General features: G+C 57.7%; 18 protein-coding genes. 9 read left to right on the forward strand and 9 right to left on the reverse strand.

Translation table 11 applies throughout. From position 1 onward, the window contains the following. Positions 1–156: 156 nt before the first annotated feature. Together GOX21_RS01045 and GOX21_RS01050 are read right to left on the reverse strand one after the other, a co-directional pair. The gene (locus tag GOX21_RS01045; protein ID WP_170374894.1) at positions 157–453 is read right to left on the reverse strand and encodes an antibiotic biosynthesis monooxygenase family protein; all 297 of its coding nucleotides are present in this window, start codon (positions 451–453) and stop codon (positions 157–159) included. A gap of 108 nt (positions 454–561) precedes the next feature. Further along, complete coding sequence (locus GOX21_RS01050; protein ID WP_170374896.1) at positions 562–1,170, reverse strand: TetR family transcriptional regulator C-terminal domain-containing protein; 609 nt, start codon at positions 1,168–1,170, stop codon at positions 562–564. Positions 1,171–1,341: 171 nt separating this feature from the next. Here GOX21_RS01050 and GOX21_RS01055 point away from each other — a divergent pair, with 171 nt between their 5' ends. From GOX21_RS01055 to GOX21_RS01095, 9 genes are all read left to right on the forward strand, one after another. Then, entirely contained in the window at positions 1,342–2,592 is a 1,251-nt protein-coding gene (locus GOX21_RS01055) for a Zn-dependent hydrolase (protein WP_170374898.1), read from the forward strand. Between the two features lie 91 nt (positions 2,593–2,683). Next, positions 2,684–4,138 (forward strand): dihydropyrimidinase, encoded by a 1,455-nt coding sequence (hydA, locus tag GOX21_RS01060; RefSeq protein ID WP_170357995.1) that lies wholly within the window; start codon positions 2,684–2,686, stop codon positions 4,136–4,138. A 56-nt stretch (positions 4,139–4,194) separates the two neighbouring features. After that, the gene (locus GOX21_RS01065; protein WP_170374900.1) at positions 4,195–4,989 is read left to right on the forward strand and encodes an ABC transporter ATP-binding protein; all 795 of its coding nucleotides are present in this window, start codon (positions 4,195–4,197) and stop codon (positions 4,987–4,989) included. A gap of 7 nt (positions 4,990–4,996) precedes the next feature. After that, positions 4,997–5,914: an ABC transporter permease gene (locus GOX21_RS01070; protein ID WP_170376093.1), complete on the forward strand. Its 918-nt coding sequence runs from the start codon at positions 4,997–4,999 to the stop codon at positions 5,912–5,914. Continuing rightward, positions 5,911–6,756: an ABC transporter permease gene (locus tag GOX21_RS01075; protein ID WP_170374902.1), complete on the forward strand. Its 846-nt coding sequence runs from the start codon at positions 5,911–5,913 to the stop codon at positions 6,754–6,756. The genes GOX21_RS01070 and GOX21_RS01075 overlap by 4 nt, the downstream gene beginning before the upstream one ends. A 56-nt stretch (positions 6,757–6,812) precedes the next feature. Then, the gene (locus GOX21_RS01080) at positions 6,813–7,802 is read left to right on the forward strand and encodes an ABC transporter substrate-binding protein (RefSeq protein WP_170374904.1); all 990 of its coding nucleotides are present in this window, start codon (positions 6,813–6,815) and stop codon (positions 7,800–7,802) included. Positions 7,803–7,956: 154 nt separating this feature from the next. Then, positions 7,957–8,670, forward strand: coding sequence for an ABC transporter permease (locus tag GOX21_RS01085; RefSeq protein WP_170374906.1), 714 nt, complete (start codon positions 7,957–7,959; stop codon positions 8,668–8,670). Further along, positions 8,663–9,397 (forward strand): ATP-binding cassette domain-containing protein, encoded by a 735-nt coding sequence (locus tag GOX21_RS01090; protein ID WP_170374908.1) that lies wholly within the window; start codon positions 8,663–8,665, stop codon positions 9,395–9,397. Before GOX21_RS01085 ends, GOX21_RS01090 begins: the two co-directional genes overlap by 8 nt. Before the next feature lie 18 nt (positions 9,398–9,415). Next, positions 9,416–10,231, forward strand: coding sequence for an extracellular solute-binding protein (locus tag GOX21_RS01095; RefSeq protein ID WP_170374910.1), 816 nt, complete (start codon positions 9,416–9,418; stop codon positions 10,229–10,231). 6 nt (positions 10,232–10,237) lie between these two features. On the opposite strand, the gene GOX21_RS01100 is transcribed toward GOX21_RS01095, so the two are convergent. The 7 genes from GOX21_RS01100 to GOX21_RS01125 all read right to left on the reverse strand — a co-directional run bounded on the left by GOX21_RS01100 (position 10,238) and on the right by GOX21_RS01125 (position 17,699). Further along, entirely contained in the window at positions 10,238–11,110 is an 873-nt protein-coding gene (locus GOX21_RS01100; RefSeq protein ID WP_170374912.1) for a helix-turn-helix transcriptional regulator, read from the reverse strand. Continuing rightward, complete coding sequence (locus GOX21_RS21615; protein ID WP_302476796.1) at positions 11,111–11,236, reverse strand: hypothetical protein; 126 nt, start codon at positions 11,234–11,236, stop codon at positions 11,111–11,113. Beyond that, entirely contained in the window at positions 11,233–12,510 is a 1,278-nt protein-coding gene (locus GOX21_RS01105) for a c-type cytochrome (protein ID WP_170374914.1), read from the reverse strand. Before GOX21_RS01105 ends, GOX21_RS21615 begins: the two co-directional genes overlap by 4 nt. Next, positions 12,511–13,710, reverse strand: coding sequence for a formate dehydrogenase subunit gamma (locus GOX21_RS01110; protein ID WP_170374916.1), 1,200 nt, complete (start codon positions 13,708–13,710; stop codon positions 12,511–12,513). A gap of 27 nt (positions 13,711–13,737) precedes the next feature. Then, on the reverse strand, positions 13,738–14,088 hold the full coding sequence (locus GOX21_RS01115; protein WP_170348409.1) for a putative quinol monooxygenase: 351 nt from the start codon (positions 14,086–14,088) through the stop codon (positions 13,738–13,740). Between the two features lie 110 nt (positions 14,089–14,198). Further along, positions 14,199–14,792, reverse strand: coding sequence for a formate dehydrogenase FDH3 subunit beta (gene fdh3B / locus GOX21_RS01120; RefSeq protein WP_037307340.1), 594 nt, complete (start codon positions 14,790–14,792; stop codon positions 14,199–14,201). Positions 14,793–14,804: 12 nt separating this feature from the next. Beyond that, positions 14,805–17,699 carry a formate dehydrogenase subunit alpha gene (locus GOX21_RS01125; protein WP_170348410.1) on the reverse strand — a complete coding sequence of 965 codons (2,895 nt, stop codon included), beginning with the start codon at positions 17,697–17,699 and terminating at the stop codon, positions 14,805–14,807. Between the last annotated feature and the right edge of the window lie 70 nt (positions 17,700–17,769).

Below are 17,769 nucleotides of genomic sequence, written 5' to 3' on the forward strand. Positions count from 1 at the left end.
CTCAGAAAATTTGAGCGATCCTGCAGGTCTGGTCAATGTTCGCTCTCGATAGGCTATCGGGGTTCAAATACGACCGAAGCCCCTCTGAAACGCGCACGCTCTTAAAGCCAAAGCTGTCCATTGGGAATCGCGAACTAGATGGAAAATCGCCGTAAGCTAACTGTCGACAAGCTCATAATGCTTGATTGAGCGCGACTCGACCAGTTCAGCTTCCATAGGATCAATATGAGGGCTGGAAATATCGTCACCTACAAAAGCCTTCAGAGACTCAAGGTCTTCCCAAACCATAACAAAACTAAACTCTCTGGGTGTATCGGCACGCGGCGCCCCAGGTATGACCTGAACTATCCCTTTCGTTCCCTTCATGAGCGGGATCGCCGTCTCGTGAAAGAACTTCCCGAACTCTTCTTCTTTGCCGGGGCGTGTAACGACCTGAAATATGCGAATGATCATGCAGTCACCTTCCTTTCGGTGTTGCTGCCGCATGAAAGTCACCTCAATTGACCCAGTATATCATGGCAAGATGGAATGGTCTGCCAAGGGTTCTGTGAGACTGTTTTTCTAGGGTGTCAGAAGTTTGCGATAAAGCGTATCAATAAACGGTTCAGCACCTGCGAACGGATCCTCGTTGCCCAGAATGGCACGGACCTGCACATCGAAATCGGCGTAGTGCTGCGTCAGAGCCCAGATTGAAAAGATCAGGTGATAGGGATGCAGGCGCGCAATTTTGCCCTCATCCATCCATTGCGTCAGGATCGTGGTTTTATCGTCCACCAGCGCCTTAAGATCATTCGACAAAGCCTCGTGAATGCGCGGCGCGCCCTGAACAAGCTCGTTCGCGAACAGGCGGCTTTCACGCGGCAACTCACGGCTCATCTGCAATTTGCGGCGGATGTAGGACAGGATTTCCTCCATCGGGTCTCCGTCGGCATCCAACTCGTGTAAGGGGGCCAACCATGTGTCCAACAGCCCCGAAAGCAGGGCAGTATGGATCGCCTCTTTCGACGGGAAATAATACAGTAAATTCGGTTTGCTTAGCCCAGCTTCGGCAGCAATCTGATCAACAGTTGCGCCGCGAAATCCGTGGGCGGAAAACACGTTCAGTGCGGCCTCGAGAATCGCAGCGCGGTTCTTTTTCTGAATTCGGGTCGGGGCGCGATCCTTGGGCATGTTTCCAGCGTGTCTCTTTTTTTGCCATGCGGGGGCCAATTATGCCGAAAATTCCGGCGGCACCATGCAATTTCTTGACTGATCTCGAACCCGTGATAGCGTGAGTTTGACCAGATGGTCAAATCAAGACACCAAAAGCGAGCCAACTCGCAAGCAACAGGGAAGACACCAATGGCAGCTCCGGCGCAAAACCTCAGGATCAATGGCGACAGACTTTGGGACAGCCTGATGGAGATGGCAAAGATTGGCCCCGGTGTTGCAGGGGGCAACAACCGCCAGACCCTGACGGATGAGGATGCTGAAGGGCGCGCCTTGTTCCAGAAATGGTGCAAGGACGCGGGCTGTACAATGGGCCTGGATCAAATGGGCAATATGTTTGCTCGCCGAGAGGGGACTGACCCCGAGGCTCTGCCGGTTTATGTAGGTTCACATCTGGATACGCAGCCGACCGGCGGGAAATATGACGGCGTGCTGGGCGTGCTGGGCGGGTTAGAGATCATACGGACGCTGAATGATCTGGACATCAAAACCAAACATCCCATCGTGGCGACCAACTGGACCAACGAAGAGGGCACACGTTACGCGCCGGCTATGTTGTCTTCGGGCGTTTTTGCTGGAATGCACACGCAGGATTGGGCCTATGATCGCGAGGATGCCGAGGGCAAAAAGTTTGGCGATGAATTGAATCGCATCGGCTGGCGGGGCGACGAAGAGGTCGGCGCACGCAAGATGCACGCTTTCTTTGAGCTGCATATCGAACAAGGACCGATCCTTGAGGCCGAGGGTAAGGATATTGGCGTTGTCACACATGGGCAGGGCCTAAGCTGGACGCAAATCACCGTGACGGGCAAGGATTCCCATACTGGGTCGACCCCGATGCCAATGCGCAAGAATGCTGGCCTTGCGATGGCACGCATCCTTGAGAAAGTGGATGAAATCGCCTGGTCGCATGCGCCCCATGCGGTCGGTGCAGCAGGGCATATCGATGTCTATCCGAACTCGCGCAACGTGATCCCCGGCAAGGCTGTTTTCACGGTCGATTTCCGCTCACCCGAATTGGACGTGATCACCGACATGGTTAACCGCCTGCGTGTTGCTGCCGAAGATATCGTCGAAGAGATGGGCCTGCAGATCGAATTCGAGAAAGTTGGCGGCTTTGACCCTGTGACGTTCGACGAGGGGTGCGTAAAGGCGGTTCGCGATGCGGCCGAGAGGTTGGGGTATTCGCACACCGACATCATCTCGGGTGCAGGACATGATGCGTGCTGGATCAACCGAGTGGCACCAACCGCGATGGTGATGTGCCCGTGCGTTGATGGGCTGAGCCACAACGAGGCCGAAGAGATCAGTAAAGACTGGGCGGCCGCCGGGGCGGATGTTCTGTTTCATGCGGTCGTCGAAACCGCAGAGATTGTGGAGTAAGGGACGCTGCCCCTGTCGCCCGAAAAGCGACTCACCCGAGGTATTTTGGCCAGATGAAGCAAGCGGCGCAGACCGCGTCAGGGAGATTAAAATGAGCACTGTTATCAAAAACGGAACCGTCGTGACCGCCGATCTTTCCTATAAGGCGGATGTGCTGGTCGAAGGCGGTGTGATCACCGAGATCGGAATGGATCTTAAGGGCGACAAAGTGCTTGATGCGACGGGGTGTTACGTGATGCCGGGTGGGATTGACCCGCACACGCATCTTGAGATGCCGTTCATGGGAACCTATTCCAGCGATGATTTCGAAAGCGGGACGCGAGCGGCGCTGGCCGGGGGCACCACGATGGTGGTCGATTTCGCGCTGCCAAACCCCGGTGAGGGTCTGCTTGATGCCTTGAAGCGCTGGGATAACAAGTCGACCCGTGCAAACTGCGATTACTCCTTCCATATGGCGGTGACCTGGTGGGGTGAACAGGTGTTTGACGACATCAAAACGGTGATCGAGACGCGCGGCATCAATACGTTCAAGCACTTCATGGCCTACAAGGGCGCACTGATGGTGAATGACGATGAGTTGTTTGCCTCGTTCAAGCGATTGGCTGAGTTGGGTGGCATCGCGATGGTGCATGCTGAAAACGGCGATGTCGTGGCTGAGTTAAGCGCCAAGCTGCTGGCCGAAGGAAATACAGGCCCCGAAGCGCATGCGTATTCGCGACCGCCACAGGTTGAAGGCGAGGCAACCAACCGGGCCATTATGATTGCCGATATGGCGGGCGTGCCGCTTTATGTGGTGCATACATCCTGTGAAGAGGCGCATGAAGCCATTCGCCGGGCCAAGATGAATGGAAAGCGAGTGTGGGGAGAACCCCTGATCCAGCATCTGACGTTGGATGAAAGCGAATATTTCCACCAAGATTGGGATCACGCGGCGCGGCGCGTCATGAGCCCCCCGTTCCGGAACAAACAGCATCAGGACAGTCTGTGGAACGGGTTGCATTCTGGGACATTGAGCGTTGTGGCCACAGATCATTGCGCCTTTACCACCGACCAAAAGCGTTTTGGCGTCGGTGACTTTACCAAGATACCGAATGGGACCGGTGGGCTGGAGGATCGGATGCCGATGCTGTGGACCCATGGTGTGAATACGGGGCGTTTGACGATGAATGAGTTTGTGGCCGTGACTTCAACAAACATCGCCAAAATATTGAATTGCTATCCTAAAAAGGGTGCGATTCTTGTGGGGGCGGATGCCGATATCGTTGTATGGGACCCTGAGAAAGCCAAAACGATCAGCGCTGATACCCAGCAATCCTCGATCGATTACAACGTGTTCGAGGGTAAAGAGGTCAAAGGTCTGCCGCGCTTTACCCTGACCCGTGGACAGGTGGCCGTGCATGACGGTGAAATCCGCACGCAGGAAGGGCATGGAGAGTTTGTAGCGCGCGAGCCCAATGGTCACGTGAACAAGGCGCTGAGTACGTGGAAAGAGCTGACTGCGCCGCGCCCGGTTGAGCGGACGGGCATTCCGGCGACGGGTGTCTGATTGCGCAGGGATTGTCACCAAGGCACCCTAAAGCCAAACCTTTTCAAGGCAATGGAATGAATACTGACAGCACTACCCAGCCCGTAATCGAGGCAAGGCAGTTGGACCTTACCTTCCAAACAAACGACGGGCCAATCCATGCGCTCAAGGATGTGAATCTGACAGTCGACAAAGGCGATTTCGTCAGCTTCATCGGCCCCTCGGGCTGTGGAAAAACCACCTTTCTGCGCTGTATCGCGGCGCTGGAAACACCGACAGGGGGAATGTTAACCGTCAACGGAATGACCCCGGATGAGGCGCGGCGGAACCGGGCCTATGGCTATGTGTTTCAGGCGGCGGGGCTATATCCTTGGCGGACCATTGCCAAGAACATTAAACTACCCTTGGAAATCATGGGTTATTCCGCCAGCGAGCAGGAAGAGAGGGTTAAAAAAGTTCTGGAACTTGTTGATCTAGAGGGATTTGGCGGGAAATTCCCCTGGCAGCTTTCTGGCGGCATGCAGCAACGTGCCAGCATTGCGCGGGCGCTGGCTTTTGACGCCGATATCCTTTTGATGGATGAGCCCTTTGGCGCGCTGGATGAGATCGTGCGCGATCACCTGAACGAACAGCTTCTGGCACTTTGGGCGCGCACTGAAAAGACCATCGGTTTCGTGACGCACTCGATCCCCGAGGCGGTGTATCTCAGCACAAAGATCGTGGTGATGAGCCCGCGACCGGGTCGGATCACTGATGTGATCGACAGCCCTCTGCCAAAGGAACGGCCGCTGGATATCCGCGACACGCCTGAATTCATCGAAGTAGCCCATCGTGTGCGCGAGGGGCTGCGGGCGGGGCATACGGATGACTAGTGCAGGGATCAAAGCTGTCTGGGCCGTCTTGACTGTTGTAGGCGTCATTATCCTGTTCTGGTATGCCGCCAGCGTGCCGATGAACATCAAAGGTGTTCTGACTGAATTCGAACGAGCCGGGGAACAGGTCGATCCGCCCAAAGCTGTTGACCGCCGCGACATGAGCGAGTTCGAGTTGGTCATCGACAACCCCTATGCCATTGATGAGACCTGGGAACAGGACCGACCGCGTTTGCCCGCACCGCATCAGGTGGCCGAAGAGCTGTGGGACACCACGGTCGAGAAGAAAATCACCTCGAAAAGATCATTGATCTATCATTCCTGGGTGACACTCAGCGCCACTATTCTGGGTTTTGCGATTGGCACCGGGTTGGGCATTCTGCTGGCAGTGGGAATTGTACACAGCCGAGTGATGGACCTGTCGGTCATGCCCTGGGCCATTGTTAGCCAAACCATTCCAATCATCGCGCTGGCCCCGATGATCATTGTGGTGCTGTATTCGATAGGTATTCAGGGGATCATCCCCAAGGCGATCATCTCGGCCTACCTTAGCTTTTTCCCCGTCGTGGTCGGTATGGTGAAGGGGCTGCGCAGCCCCGATGCGATGCAATTGGACCTGTTGCGCACGTATAACGCCAGTCGGTCTCAGGGATTCTGGAAGCTGCGCTTACCAGCGTCGATGCCGTATCTGTTTACTTCGCTGAAGATTGGTATCGCAGCCTCACTGGTCGGGGCTATCGTCGGAGAGCTGCCGACAGGGGCCGTGGCTGGTTTGGGTGCGCGGCTACTGGCCGGCAGCTATTACGGTCAGACCGTGCAAATCTGGTCGGCGTTGTTTGCGGCTGCCATCCTGGCGGCCTGTCTGGTCGGGCTATTGGGTCTGATCGAACGGACGGTCCTGAAACGGATGGGGATGGCGCAATGATATCTGTTCTTGGTGCAATTGGCGTCTGGCTGTTTGGCTGGTGGTTGAACAGCCGCCTGGCCAGTGGCCCCTATGCCGATACAAAGACAGTGCGGTTTTTGGCGCCGCTGATCTTTGGCCTGACCGTGATTGCAATTTGGGAACTGCTGGTGCGCGGACTTGATGTGCCGTTGGTCATTTTGCCCGCACCGTCAGTGATTGCTGTGCGCTTTGCGGACAGCCTGCCAATCCTGTGGGCGGATTTCGTGCAAACCATCATCAAAGGCGCGCTGAGCGGTTACATTATCGGTTGCGGAACGGCCTTCCTGATGGCGATTGCCGTGGATCGCTGGGATTTCCTGCGCCTCGGATTGTTGCCAGTCGGGAACTTTGTGGCGGCCCTGCCTATTGTCGGGACGGCCCCCATTCTGGTGATGTGGTTCGGGTTCGACTGGCACTCCAAGGCAGCAGTGGTCGTGGTGATGGTGTTCTTTCCCATGCTGGTGAACACCGTTGCCGGTCTGCGCGAAGCGACCACCATGCAGCGCGACCTGATGGAGACCTATGCCGCGACCTATTGGCAGAGCTTTCTGAAACTGCGCTTGCCCGCTGCGATGCCGTTTGTTTTCAATGGGCTAAAGATTTCTACCACTCTGGCGCTGATCGGCGCTATCGTGGCCGAGTTCTTTGGCTCTCCAACTCTGGGCATGGGCTTTCGGATATCGACCAGTGTCGGGCAACTGTCACTGGATATGGTCTGGGCCGAGATTGTCGTGGCTGCTTTGGCCGGGACGGCGTTTTATGGGCTGGTCGCCATGATCGAAAAGGGGGTGACATTCTGGCACCCGTCGCAACGCGGATAAATGGAAATTAACAGACCCCCAAAATGGGGCGCCAACAACAACTAGGAGATATGAAGATGAACAAGCTACTCAGCGGGGTGATCGCTGCCTTTAGCCTGACTGCCGGCGCAGCGCTGGCCGCAGATGAGGTGACTTTGCAACTCAAGTGGGTCACTCAGGCGCAGTTCGCGGGTTATTATGTGGCCAAAGACAAAGGGTTCTACGAGGAAGAGGGACTGGACGTCACCATTTTGCCTGGCGGCCCGGATATCGCACCGACTCAGGTCATTGCCGGCGGTGGTGCGGATGTGACCGTCGAATGGATGCCCGCCGCACTGGCCGCACGCGAAAAGGGTCTGCCCCTCGTGAATATCGCGCAGCCGTTCAAAAGCTCAGGCATGATGTTGACCTGCTGGAAAGATGCCGGGATTTCCTCGCCCGAGGATCTAAAGAACCGCACGCTGGGTGTTTGGTTTTTTGGTAATGAATTCCCGTTCATGAGCTGGATGAGCCAGTTGGGTATCGACACCGGTGGCAAAAGTGAAAACGGCGTCGAGGTTCTGAAACAGGGCTTCAACGTTGATCCTTTGCTGCAGCGTCAGGCCGATTGCATTAGCACCATGACCTATAATGAATATTGGCAGGTCATCGATGCTGGCGTCAGCCCGGATGAGCTGGTCACTTTTAAGTACGAAGACCAGGGCGTGGCGACGCTGGAGGACGGTTTGTATGTGCTTGAGGAAAACTTGGGTGACGCGGCCTTTGTTGAAAAAATGGAGCGTTTTGTTCGTGCTTCGATGAAAGGCTGGAAATACGCTGAAGAACACCCTGATGAGGCAGCCGACATCGTGCTTGAGAATGACGCGACCGGTGCCCAGACCGAAGAGCATCAGAAGCGCATGATGGGCGAGATCGCCAAACTGACCGCGGGTTCGAATGGCGCGTTGGATCCGGCCGATTTTGAACGTACCGTGGGTACCTTGCTGGCAGGTGGGTCTGACCCAGTGATCACCAAGCAGCCCGACGGGGCCTGGACACATCAGATCACAGATGCGGCGCTGAACTGATCCCAGTTCAATTGCCTGAACACGCGCGGCTCCAATTGGGGCCGCGTTTTCGTTTGGGGATGTCGGAATCGTGTCTGTACTTGGTGAGTAAATGGTCTAGTATCTTTATGAAATTAGGCGCATTTTGTACGAAATGTTCGATATGTGGTAGAAAATGCAGGGATTTGCATCAGAATTCAACTCGGCAATGACTCTGATCCTCAATGGGGATGCAGAGTTGTGGGCGATTGTGTTGCTGTCCCTGGAAGTTTCCATCTTTGCCGTGCTGATTTCTGCGTTGATTGGCATGCCCGTTGGTGCGGCTTTGGCGGTCGCTCGGTTTCCGGGACGTCGAATTCTGATCGTGCTGATGAATGCTTTGATGGGGTTCCCACCGGTCGTTGTCGGGCTGCTGGTCTATCTGATGCTGTCGCGTTCAGGGCCGTTGGGTGTGCTTGAGTTACTGTATACACCGACCGCGATGATCATTGCGCAGGTGGTTCTAGTTACCCCCATCATCGCAGCGTTGACCCGGCAAGTGGTCGAATTGCTGGCCGAGGAGTATTCGGAACAGCTCCGCTCACTGGGGGTGTCCCGGCTGGCATCGGTTCCGGTGCTGTTGTGGGATGCGCGATTGGCGCTGGTGACCGCACTGCTAGCTGGGTTTGGTCGGGCCATTGCCGAGGTCGGTGCGGTGATCATAGTTGGCGGCAACATCAATCACGTGACGCGTGTTATGACGACGACCATTGCTTTGGAGACCTCTAAGGGCAATCTGGCGCTGGCGTTGGCACTGGGGGCGATCCTGATCGGTATCGCGGTGGCGGTGAACGCCATGGTCAGCACGCTCAGCCTGCGAGCCGAGCAGGAGGGGTTGCGCCATGCGTGATTTGACTTTGCAGTTGGCCAGTTGTTTGTCGGTTGATGGGATGCGGATCACCCGTAAAGGCAAGGCCTTGTTGGATGTGCCGCAGCTTATCCTTGATGGTCCGGGGCCAACCTTGATCCTTGGGCCGAATGGATCGGGCAAAAGCCTGCTGCTGCGCTGTCTGCATGGGCTAATTGTGCCGGATCGCGGGCAGGTCCGGCAGGATGGTGTCGAGCTGAATGCTGACCACAAGGCGCGGCAGGCGATGGTGTTTCAGCAGCCCGTGCTGTTGCGCCGGACCGTTGCTTCCAACCTGGATTTTGTGCTGAAGCGCCAGGGGATGCCGCGCAGCACGCGCAAGTCCCGGATCGAGGAATTGCTGACCGAAGGCGGCCTGGATGGCAAAGCCCGCCAATCCGCCCGGTCCCTGTCAGGGGGAGAAGCACAGCGGCTGGCCATTCTACGCGCCCTCGCGCTGGACCCAGAGACGTTGTTTCTGGATGAACCCACCAGCGCGCTTGATCCCAATGCCACGCAGATGATCGAAAGGATGATCCTGCGCGCCTCAACCCGGGGTGTCCGCATCGTTATGGTGACGCATGACATCGGGCAGGCCCGGCGGTTAGCCGCCGATATCGTGATGATGCAGGGCGGTCACGTGGTTGAACATGGGGCGGCCAAACAGGTACTGGATGCCCCCAAAAGCGACGCCGCACGCCGATATCTGGCTGGCGGGCTAGTCACTTAAACAATAACGGAGATCTAAATGATCCGAACTTTTTTTCGAGCAGCTCTTTTCGCCGTTGGTTTGACCGCTGCGTCCGCCAACGCCGAGGAACCCTTTATCGTGGTGCAATCGACGACGTCCACTCAGAATTCGGGTTTGCTGGATTACATCCTGCCGGGGTTCGAGGCCGAGACGGGTATTGACGTACGTGTTGTTGCCGTGGGCACCGGTCAGGCGATCCGCAATGCCATCAACGGGGATGGGGACGTGTTGCTGGTGCATTCCAGACCAGCCGAGGAACAATTCGTTGACGACGGTTGGGGGGTCGAGCGGTTTGACGTGATGTACAACGATTTTGTTCTGGTCGGGCCAAAATCCGATCCGGCCAAGGTGCGGGGTGGCATGGATATCGTTGAGGCGCTGGTTGCGGTGTCCGAAGCCGAAGCGCCCTTTGCCTCGCGCGGAGATGACAGCGGAACGCACAAGGCCGAGATGCGCCTCTGGGATTGGGCGGGTGCCGATCCGACCGCCGCATCGGGGACGTGGTACCGCGAGACCGGCTCGGGCATGGGGGCGACTTTGAACGTGGCCAGCGGGATGGGGGCCTATGTGCTGACGGATCGCGCCACGTGGCAATCCTTTGGCAACAGGGGGGATCTAGAGGTTCTGGTCGAGGGTGACCCGCGTCTATTCAATCAGTACGGTATCATCCTTGTGAACCCGGATAAGCATCCGCAGGTCCGGGCCGCAGCGGGTCAACGATTCATTGACTGGCTGATCGGCCCCGACGGGCAGGCGGCCATTGCGTCTTACAAGCTGGATGGCGAGCAATTGTTCTTTCCCAACGCCGAGTGATCGGGGTCAGCCGCTTGCGCCGTTGTGGTGGATCGTGCCCAACTCGGACAAGTTATATCCACCGAATTCGGCAGCACGGTTGGCAAAACGTTCAGACTGAAAAAAGCTGAGAAGTTTCAGCATAGGGTCATCAAAATAAGCGCGGCGCCAGATGGCCAGGTCCAACCGTTCAGTATGGGTGGGCGCGAAGCCCAGATTGTATAGGCTGGCCAGGGCACCCAACCCAAACCCGGCTTCGGCCTTGCTGTCATGCAGGGCAATGGCCAGTTCTTCTTCGGTCCGGGCGCAGGCGGGTAGGGCGTCCAGATCGTCGCGTGTCAGATCGTGGGCTTCTAGCTGTGCGTCGAACAGCCGTTGGCTGGCGGCGCTGTCCTGCCGCAGGATCACCCGCCGTCCTTTCAGATCGGCAAAGCCGGTGATGCCGGAGACACCTGGTGCCAACAGCAATCCGCGTTGTCGCTGCGCGATTTCATACAAAACCACCGGGGCTTCACCCAGGTTGGCGCGCAGGGATTGCGTATTGAACCCCTGATCCTCATGAATATGCAGTGCCGCAGCTTGCGCGCTGCGGTCCTTCAGACGGGTCAGCCCGTCGAAGGAACCGTCATAATACGTGGCCAGACCCGAACCGCTTTCGCGCAAAGCCCAATCAAGCAGCGGATCATGGCTGCCAGCAATGATCGGGGGCAGGGCCGGTTCCGCCACTTGCGGACCCGACCGGGATGCGTTCAGCCAGGCGATGACCTCTGCCCGTGGAAACAGCAGCTTGCCCATGGCGCGCACGCACGGGACTTCGCCGGATGAGGCCAGATCATAGGCCTTGCGCTCGCCAATGCGAAGCAGGTCGGCCAGCTCTTTGGTGGTTAGATATTCGGACATTCAGTCGAGACGCACAGCCGAACCGGTTCCCGCTTCAGCAGCGCTGAAGCCGACCTGTTGCAGTGCATAGGGCGCAGCGACGGTGATTACGACCATTACGGCCACAGCGGCAAGAAAGGCTTTCATTGGTCTCCTCCGGTCTTATTCTCCGGTGCCGTTGCGCGGCGCAAAAAGGCAATCAGGTCATCGCGATCCTGGGCCTGAGTGATCCGCTGCATCGGCATCTTCGATCCCGGTATGTAGTGGTCTGGCCCCTCGTCGAAAAGGGCATTTATCGTTTCGTCATTCCAAACGATATCAGAGTCTTGCAGCGTATCCGAGTAGAAATATCCCGCCAGCGTACCGGCCTTGCGTCCGAAGACTCCATACAAAGTCGGCCCGGCACGCCTTTGCCCGTCGGGCGTCAGGCTGTGGCAGATCGAACATTTGCGGGAAAATTGCCGTTCCCCGTTGCTCATTTCTTCGGGGTTCTTCAGGAAACTGGGCTCGGCCGCTGCCATCTGTTCGCGATCGCCGAAGGATGAAACCGGCCAGCTATACATCGCCTCATCAATGCCTCCCGCGTGGATGTTCTGACCGTCCGCAGAAAAGGCCAGCGCCCAAACCGGCCCGCGCAGAGTGGCGCGGAAATCCTGCGCGATGTGCCATTCGACTGTGTCGATCACCATGATGTAGCCCTCACCGTCACCCACGGCCAAAAGGCTACGATCCGGGCTGAGTGCCAGCGCCAGAATAGGACGGCGATCCAGGGTAAAGTCGCGTTCTTCGCCGGTGGTCAGGTCCAAAATGCGGGTCACACCGTCGACTGCACCATAGGCAATCCAGTTGTCGGCGACGTTCAGAACCAATTCATTGATCCCGAACCCGTGTTCGACCAGTCGCTGGATTTCCTTTCCACTGGCTACATCCCACACCCGCAGAGTTCCATCTATGCCAGCCGAGTACAGTGTTGCACCATCTGGTGAAAAAGTGACGGCGTTCACACCGCTGCCCGCGGTAAGCGTTTGTGCGGCTGACCCATCTTCGGGCCAAAGTCCAATAGTGCCGTCCCAACTGGCAGTGGCGACATGCGTTTTCGAGGCCGCGATCCCCACGATCTTGCCTTTGTGCTGGCCAACAACCTCTCCGCCCGGCCAGCGGCGCAGGGTGAAATCATCGCCTGCTGAATAGATCGCGCGCCCGTTGAACGCGACCGAGTTTACGGCTGCCTCGTGCCCTTCCAGCCATTCGGGCCTGCGGTTCGACCACAAACCGACCGAGTTGTCGAAACTGGCGGTGGCGATCCGTCCGTCTGGCGCGGTGGCGATCCCCATGATCGGCCCACCGTGACCCTTGAGCGTGTAAAACTCGGACATGGCGGGCAGTGGGGCCAGCGCCAGGGCCAGGACCAGCCCGCGCATCTATTCCGCGGGTGAGGCCGCTGCCTTACTGGCCCCTTTTTCTTGTACCTCTTCCAACCACAGCGAGTGATGCTCGCGTGCCCATTGCTCTTCGACTTCGCCGGTACCCATTGCGTCAAAGGCACCTTCCATGCCCACTGAACCCAAATAGATATGGGCGATAATGATGGCGATGAACACATAGGCGATCATCACGTGCCAAACCTGCGCGTATTGCATCTCCTCTTGCGGTGACATCTGAGTTGGCAAATTCAGGCCAAACATCTGTGGAATGCCGGTGGAATTAGCGACCGAGAAGGTCTTGGCGAACATCGGCAGTTCGAACGGGAACAGCAGCGACAGCCCGGACAGGCTGATCGAAACGCCCAGCAGGATACAGGCCCAGAAGATGACCTTTTGTCCTGCGTTAAACTTCCTGGCAGGCGGATGGCTGCCCTTGGTGAAAAGGCCCCCACCGGCGGCCAGCCATTTCAGGTCCACCCGGTTGGGGATGTTGTGGGCGATCCAGTTCACGGTGACGATGATCAGACCCAGCATAAATGCCCATGCGAGATTGTTGTGTAACCATTTGCAGCCTTGCGCGATGGTGGCAAACCCTTCTTTCCCGAAAAGCGGGATCAGGAAATCACGGCCATAAAGGGTCAGCAGGCCGGTCAGGCCAAGTACAAGGAAAGACCCGGCGAACAGCCAGTGCCCGAACCGCTCAAAACCGTTGAAGCGGGTTACGGTGCGGCCGGTTTTTTCCCCGTCGATGCGGATTTTTCCGCGGATCAGAAAAAACAACACGATGATGGCCGCCATTCCGCCCAGGATATACGTTCCGTATTCGCGCAAGGGGCCTGTGCGGAAGTTCAGCCACCACATGCCACCGTCCTGGATTAGAACGCCAGCCGCAGGCCCCTTGGATGAAACTGTTGTATCGGCCGAGCCGTATCGGATCGCGCGATAGACATCACTGTCTGAGGCAACGCCGCGTGTTCCCAACTGGCCCAGCAGACCTTCGGCATTGCCTTGACCGGTGTTGTCCGAGCGATAACGATTGTCGACCTTTTCACCGCGCTGACGGGCCAGAATGTCTTCCAGTGTCGTGGCGCCGCCAGTGGTGCTGCGTTCGGATTCAGTCGGGACATCCGCACTTTCTTGAGCCAAGGCGACACTGGTGAGGAATAGGGGGATCAGCAGCATTAAGATCAGGCGCATCTGTCGAATCTCCTGTGTCGTTCGTGTCTATCGGTCAAAGCCGCTGACTTGTTTGTGAAAGACCGCTCCAACCGGCGTAAGCGCCGCGTGCAGGTCTTCTTTAGCGGGGCCGTAAACGTCCAGCTGAGTTGGTGTCAGAATTGCCAGAAAACGATCTGCGAAATTTGCCCCGAAGTTTTGCATGTGGATCATCGCATCATCAGAACTGGCGTATCGTTCAAATATGTGAACTGCCGATCCGCTGCGGTGCCATTCATAGGACTTCGCACCGCTTTCATTCAGTGTTGCATCCACCATTTCAGCCATTAGCGCATCGAATATGTCATCCTGATCTGCTTGCAGGTCAAGTTTCAGCAGCCAATAAACGTCTTCGGTCATGAAATACTCCGTTCAGGTTGGTCACGCCAACTTATGCCCGGCCAAGTGGTTTGGCCGGGCTGGGACGGTCCCGTAGCTGACACTACGAGACCGCCAATTTCAAAACGGGACTAACCGTCTTTCTGGTCGTAGGCCGTGCCCCAACCCCAGGCGCCCGAGCCAAACCCGCGCGCCACGACGCGTTCGCGGTAGATGGCCGAAACCACGTCGCCATCACCGGCGAGCAGGGCCTTGGTGGAACACATCTCGGCGCAGATGGGCAGTTTGCCCTCGGCGATCCGATTGCGACCGTATTTGGCGAACTCTGCGGTCGAGTGCGTTTCCTCGGGACCACCGGCGCAGAAGGTACATTTGTCCATCTTGCCGCGTGATCCGAAGTTTCCGGCCTGCGGATACTGCGGCGCGCCGAATGGGCACGCATAGAAGCAATAGCCGCAACCGATGCACAGGTCCTTGGAGTGCAGGACGACGCCTTCTTCGTTCTGATAGAAGCAGTCGACCGGGCACACCGCCATGCAAGGCGCATCCGAGCAATGCATGCAGGCCACCGAGATTGAGCGTTCGCCCGGGTTGCCGTCATTGATCGTCACCACCCTGCGGCGGTTGATGCCCCATGGGACCTCGTGCTCGTTCTTGCACGCAGTGACGCAGGCGTTGCACTCGATGCAGCGTTCAGCGTCGCAGAGAAACTTTGCTCTAGCCATAAATCGTCCTCCTTACGCTGCCGAGATTTTGCAGAGAGTACATTTCGTCTCCTGCATCTGGGTCACTGAATCGTAGCCATAGGTCTGGGCGGTGTTGGAGCTTTCACCCAGAACGTAGGGATCAGCGCCAGCGGGGTATTTGTCCCGCAAGTCCTGTCCCTGGAAATGGCCGCCGAAATGGAATGGCATGAAGGCCACGCCGGCACCGACCCTGTTGGTCAGCATCGCCATCACCTTGACTTTGCCGCCCTCGGGACCTTCGACCCAGACCTGAGACCCATCACGAATACCAAGGTTGTTGGCATCTCGCGGGTTGATCTCGACGAACATGTCCTGTTGCAGTTCGGCCAGCCACGGGTTCGATCGGCTTTCCTCGCCGCCACCCTCATATTCGACCAGACGACCAGACGTCAGGATTAGCGGGTAATCCTTGGAAAAGTCGTTCTTCTGGATCGAAGCGTAAAGGGTAGGCAGGCGATAGGCCTGACGGTCTTCGTAAGTCGGATAGTCCTCCACCAGATCGCGCCGGTTGGTATATAGCGGTTCGCGATGCAGTGGGATCGGGTCCGGGAAGGTCCAGACGACCGCACGGGCTTTGGCGTTCCCAAAGGGCGCACAACCATGCTCGATCGCGACCCGTTGGATGCCGCCGCTAAGGTCGGTTTTCCAGTTGGTCTTCGGACCCGCAACAGCGTCGATTGCTGCGCGTTCCTCATCCGTCAGATCGCCATCCCAACCAAGATCCATCAGCATCTGCATCGTGAATTCGGGATATCCATCCTGAATTTCCGACCCAACGCTATAGACCCCTTCGGCCAGCAGGTTGTCGCCATCGCGTTCCACCCCGAAACGGGCGCGGAAGGTCAGGCCACCCTCGGCCACCGGTTTGGACATGTCATAGAGGTTTGGAGTCCCCGTATGACCCATCTCGGCCGTGCCCCAGCAGGGCCATGGCAGACCATAGTATTCGCCGTCGTTTGGTCCACCAACAGCCTGCAACGTCGTTCTGTCGAACGTGTGCTGGTTGGCCATATGGCTTTTCAGACGTTCCGGCGACTGACCGGTATAGCCGATGGTCCAGAGGCCCGAGTTGAACTCACGCGTGATGCTTTCAACATTCGGGGTTTCGGCGTCTTCCATTTCGATATTGCGGAAGAACCGGTCCGCCCAGCCGAACTTGTTGGCAAACTTGGCCATGATGACCTCGTCCGGCAAGCTTTCGAACAGCGGATCAACCACCTTGTCGCGCCACTGCAGCGAGCGGTTCGAGGCCGTGACCGAGCCACGGGTTTCGAACTGCGTACAGGCAGGCAACAGGTAAACGCCATCGGTGCGGTCATGCAGAACGGCCGAGACGGTGGGGTACGGGTCGATCACGACCAGCATATCCAGCTTCTCCATCGCCGTCTTCATTTCCGGCCCACGCGTTTGCGAGTTCGGCGCGTGACCCCACAGAACCATGGCGCGAACGTTGTTGTCCTGATCCATGTTTGCTGGGTCTTCCAGAACACCGTCGATCCAGCGAGAGACAGGGATACCGCGCTCGTTCTGAAGCGGTTTATCCTTGCCTTCCTTGTCCTTGATCGTGGCGAACTGACCAGCCAGCCATTCGGGTTCTTCACCCCAGACACGTGCCCAGTGACCCCATGCACCTGCGGACAGGCCGTAATAGCCGGGCAGGGTATGAGACAGAACACCAAGGTCCGTCGCGCCCTGCACATTGTCGTGACCGCGGAAGATGTTGGTGCCACCACCCGAGGTGCCCATGTTGCCAAGCGCAAGCTGCAGCACGCAGTAGGCGCGGGTGTTGTTGTTGCCGTTGGTGTGCTGGGTCCCACCCATACACCAGACGACTGTGCCGGGCCGGTTGTTGGCCATGGTGCGGGCAACGCGCTTCAGCTGCGAACCGGGCGTACCGGTGACACGCTCGACCTCTTCCGGGTTCCACTTGGCAACCTCTTCCTGGATCTGGTCCATACCCCAGACACGGGTGCGGATGAACTCTTTGTCCTCCCAGCCGTTGTCGAAGATGTGCCACAGGATGCCCCAGATTAGCGCAACGTCTGTGCCGGGGCGGAAGCGGACATATTCATCTGCATGGGCCGCGGTGCGCGTAAAACGCGGGTCGCAGACAATAAGCGGTGCGTTGTTCTGCTCTTTCGCACGCAATATATGCAGCAGCGAGACAGGATGCGCCTCAGCCGGGTTACCGCCGATGATAAAGATCGCCTTACTGTTGTGCATGTCGTTATACGAATTGGTCATGGCGCCGTAGCCCCATGTATTCGCAACACCCGCAACAGTGGTCGAGTGGCAGATACGCGCCTGATGGTCCACGTTGTTCGTGCCCCAGTAGGCGGCGAACTTGCGGAACAGATAGGCCTGTTCGTTATTGTGCTTCGCGGAACCCAGCCAATAAACACTGTCTGGCCCCGACTCTTCGCGGATGCTCATCATGCCGTCGCCGATCTCGTTGATCGCTTCTTCCCAGCTGATGCGTTTCCACTCTCCACCTTCCTTTTTCATCGGGTATTTCAGCCGGCGCTCGCCATGGGCGTGCTCGCGAACCGAGGCCCCCTTGGCGCAGTGCGCACCCAGGTTGAACGGACTGTCCCAACCGGGTTCCTGCCCGATCCAGACGCCGTCCTGCACTTCGGCGACGACTGTACAGCCGACCGAACAATGGGTGCATACGGATTTGATGTTTTCAACGGCCTGATTGGCCGCTGTCTGGGCGCTGGCTGGCGTCACGGTTCCACCCGTGGCGCTGATCGCGGCAAGGCCGCCGATCGTCAGGCCCGATCCACGCAGGAATGCGCGGCGATCGACGGTTTTCTCGCCGACCTGGGACAGGATACTTGTCCGCTGGGGGCGTCTCGCAACCCCGTTGGTCTTTTTCCTTAGCATTGTTTTCCTCCCTTGCGCGCCGTGTAAGCCACGGCTGGCTTGGTACTGCTGATGCCGACGTCAGGGCCAA

This window comes from Ruegeria atlantica (assembly GCF_013032005.1).
In the GTDB taxonomy this organism is placed as follows: domain Bacteria; phylum Pseudomonadota; class Alphaproteobacteria; order Rhodobacterales; family Rhodobacteraceae; genus Ruegeria; species Ruegeria atlantica_A.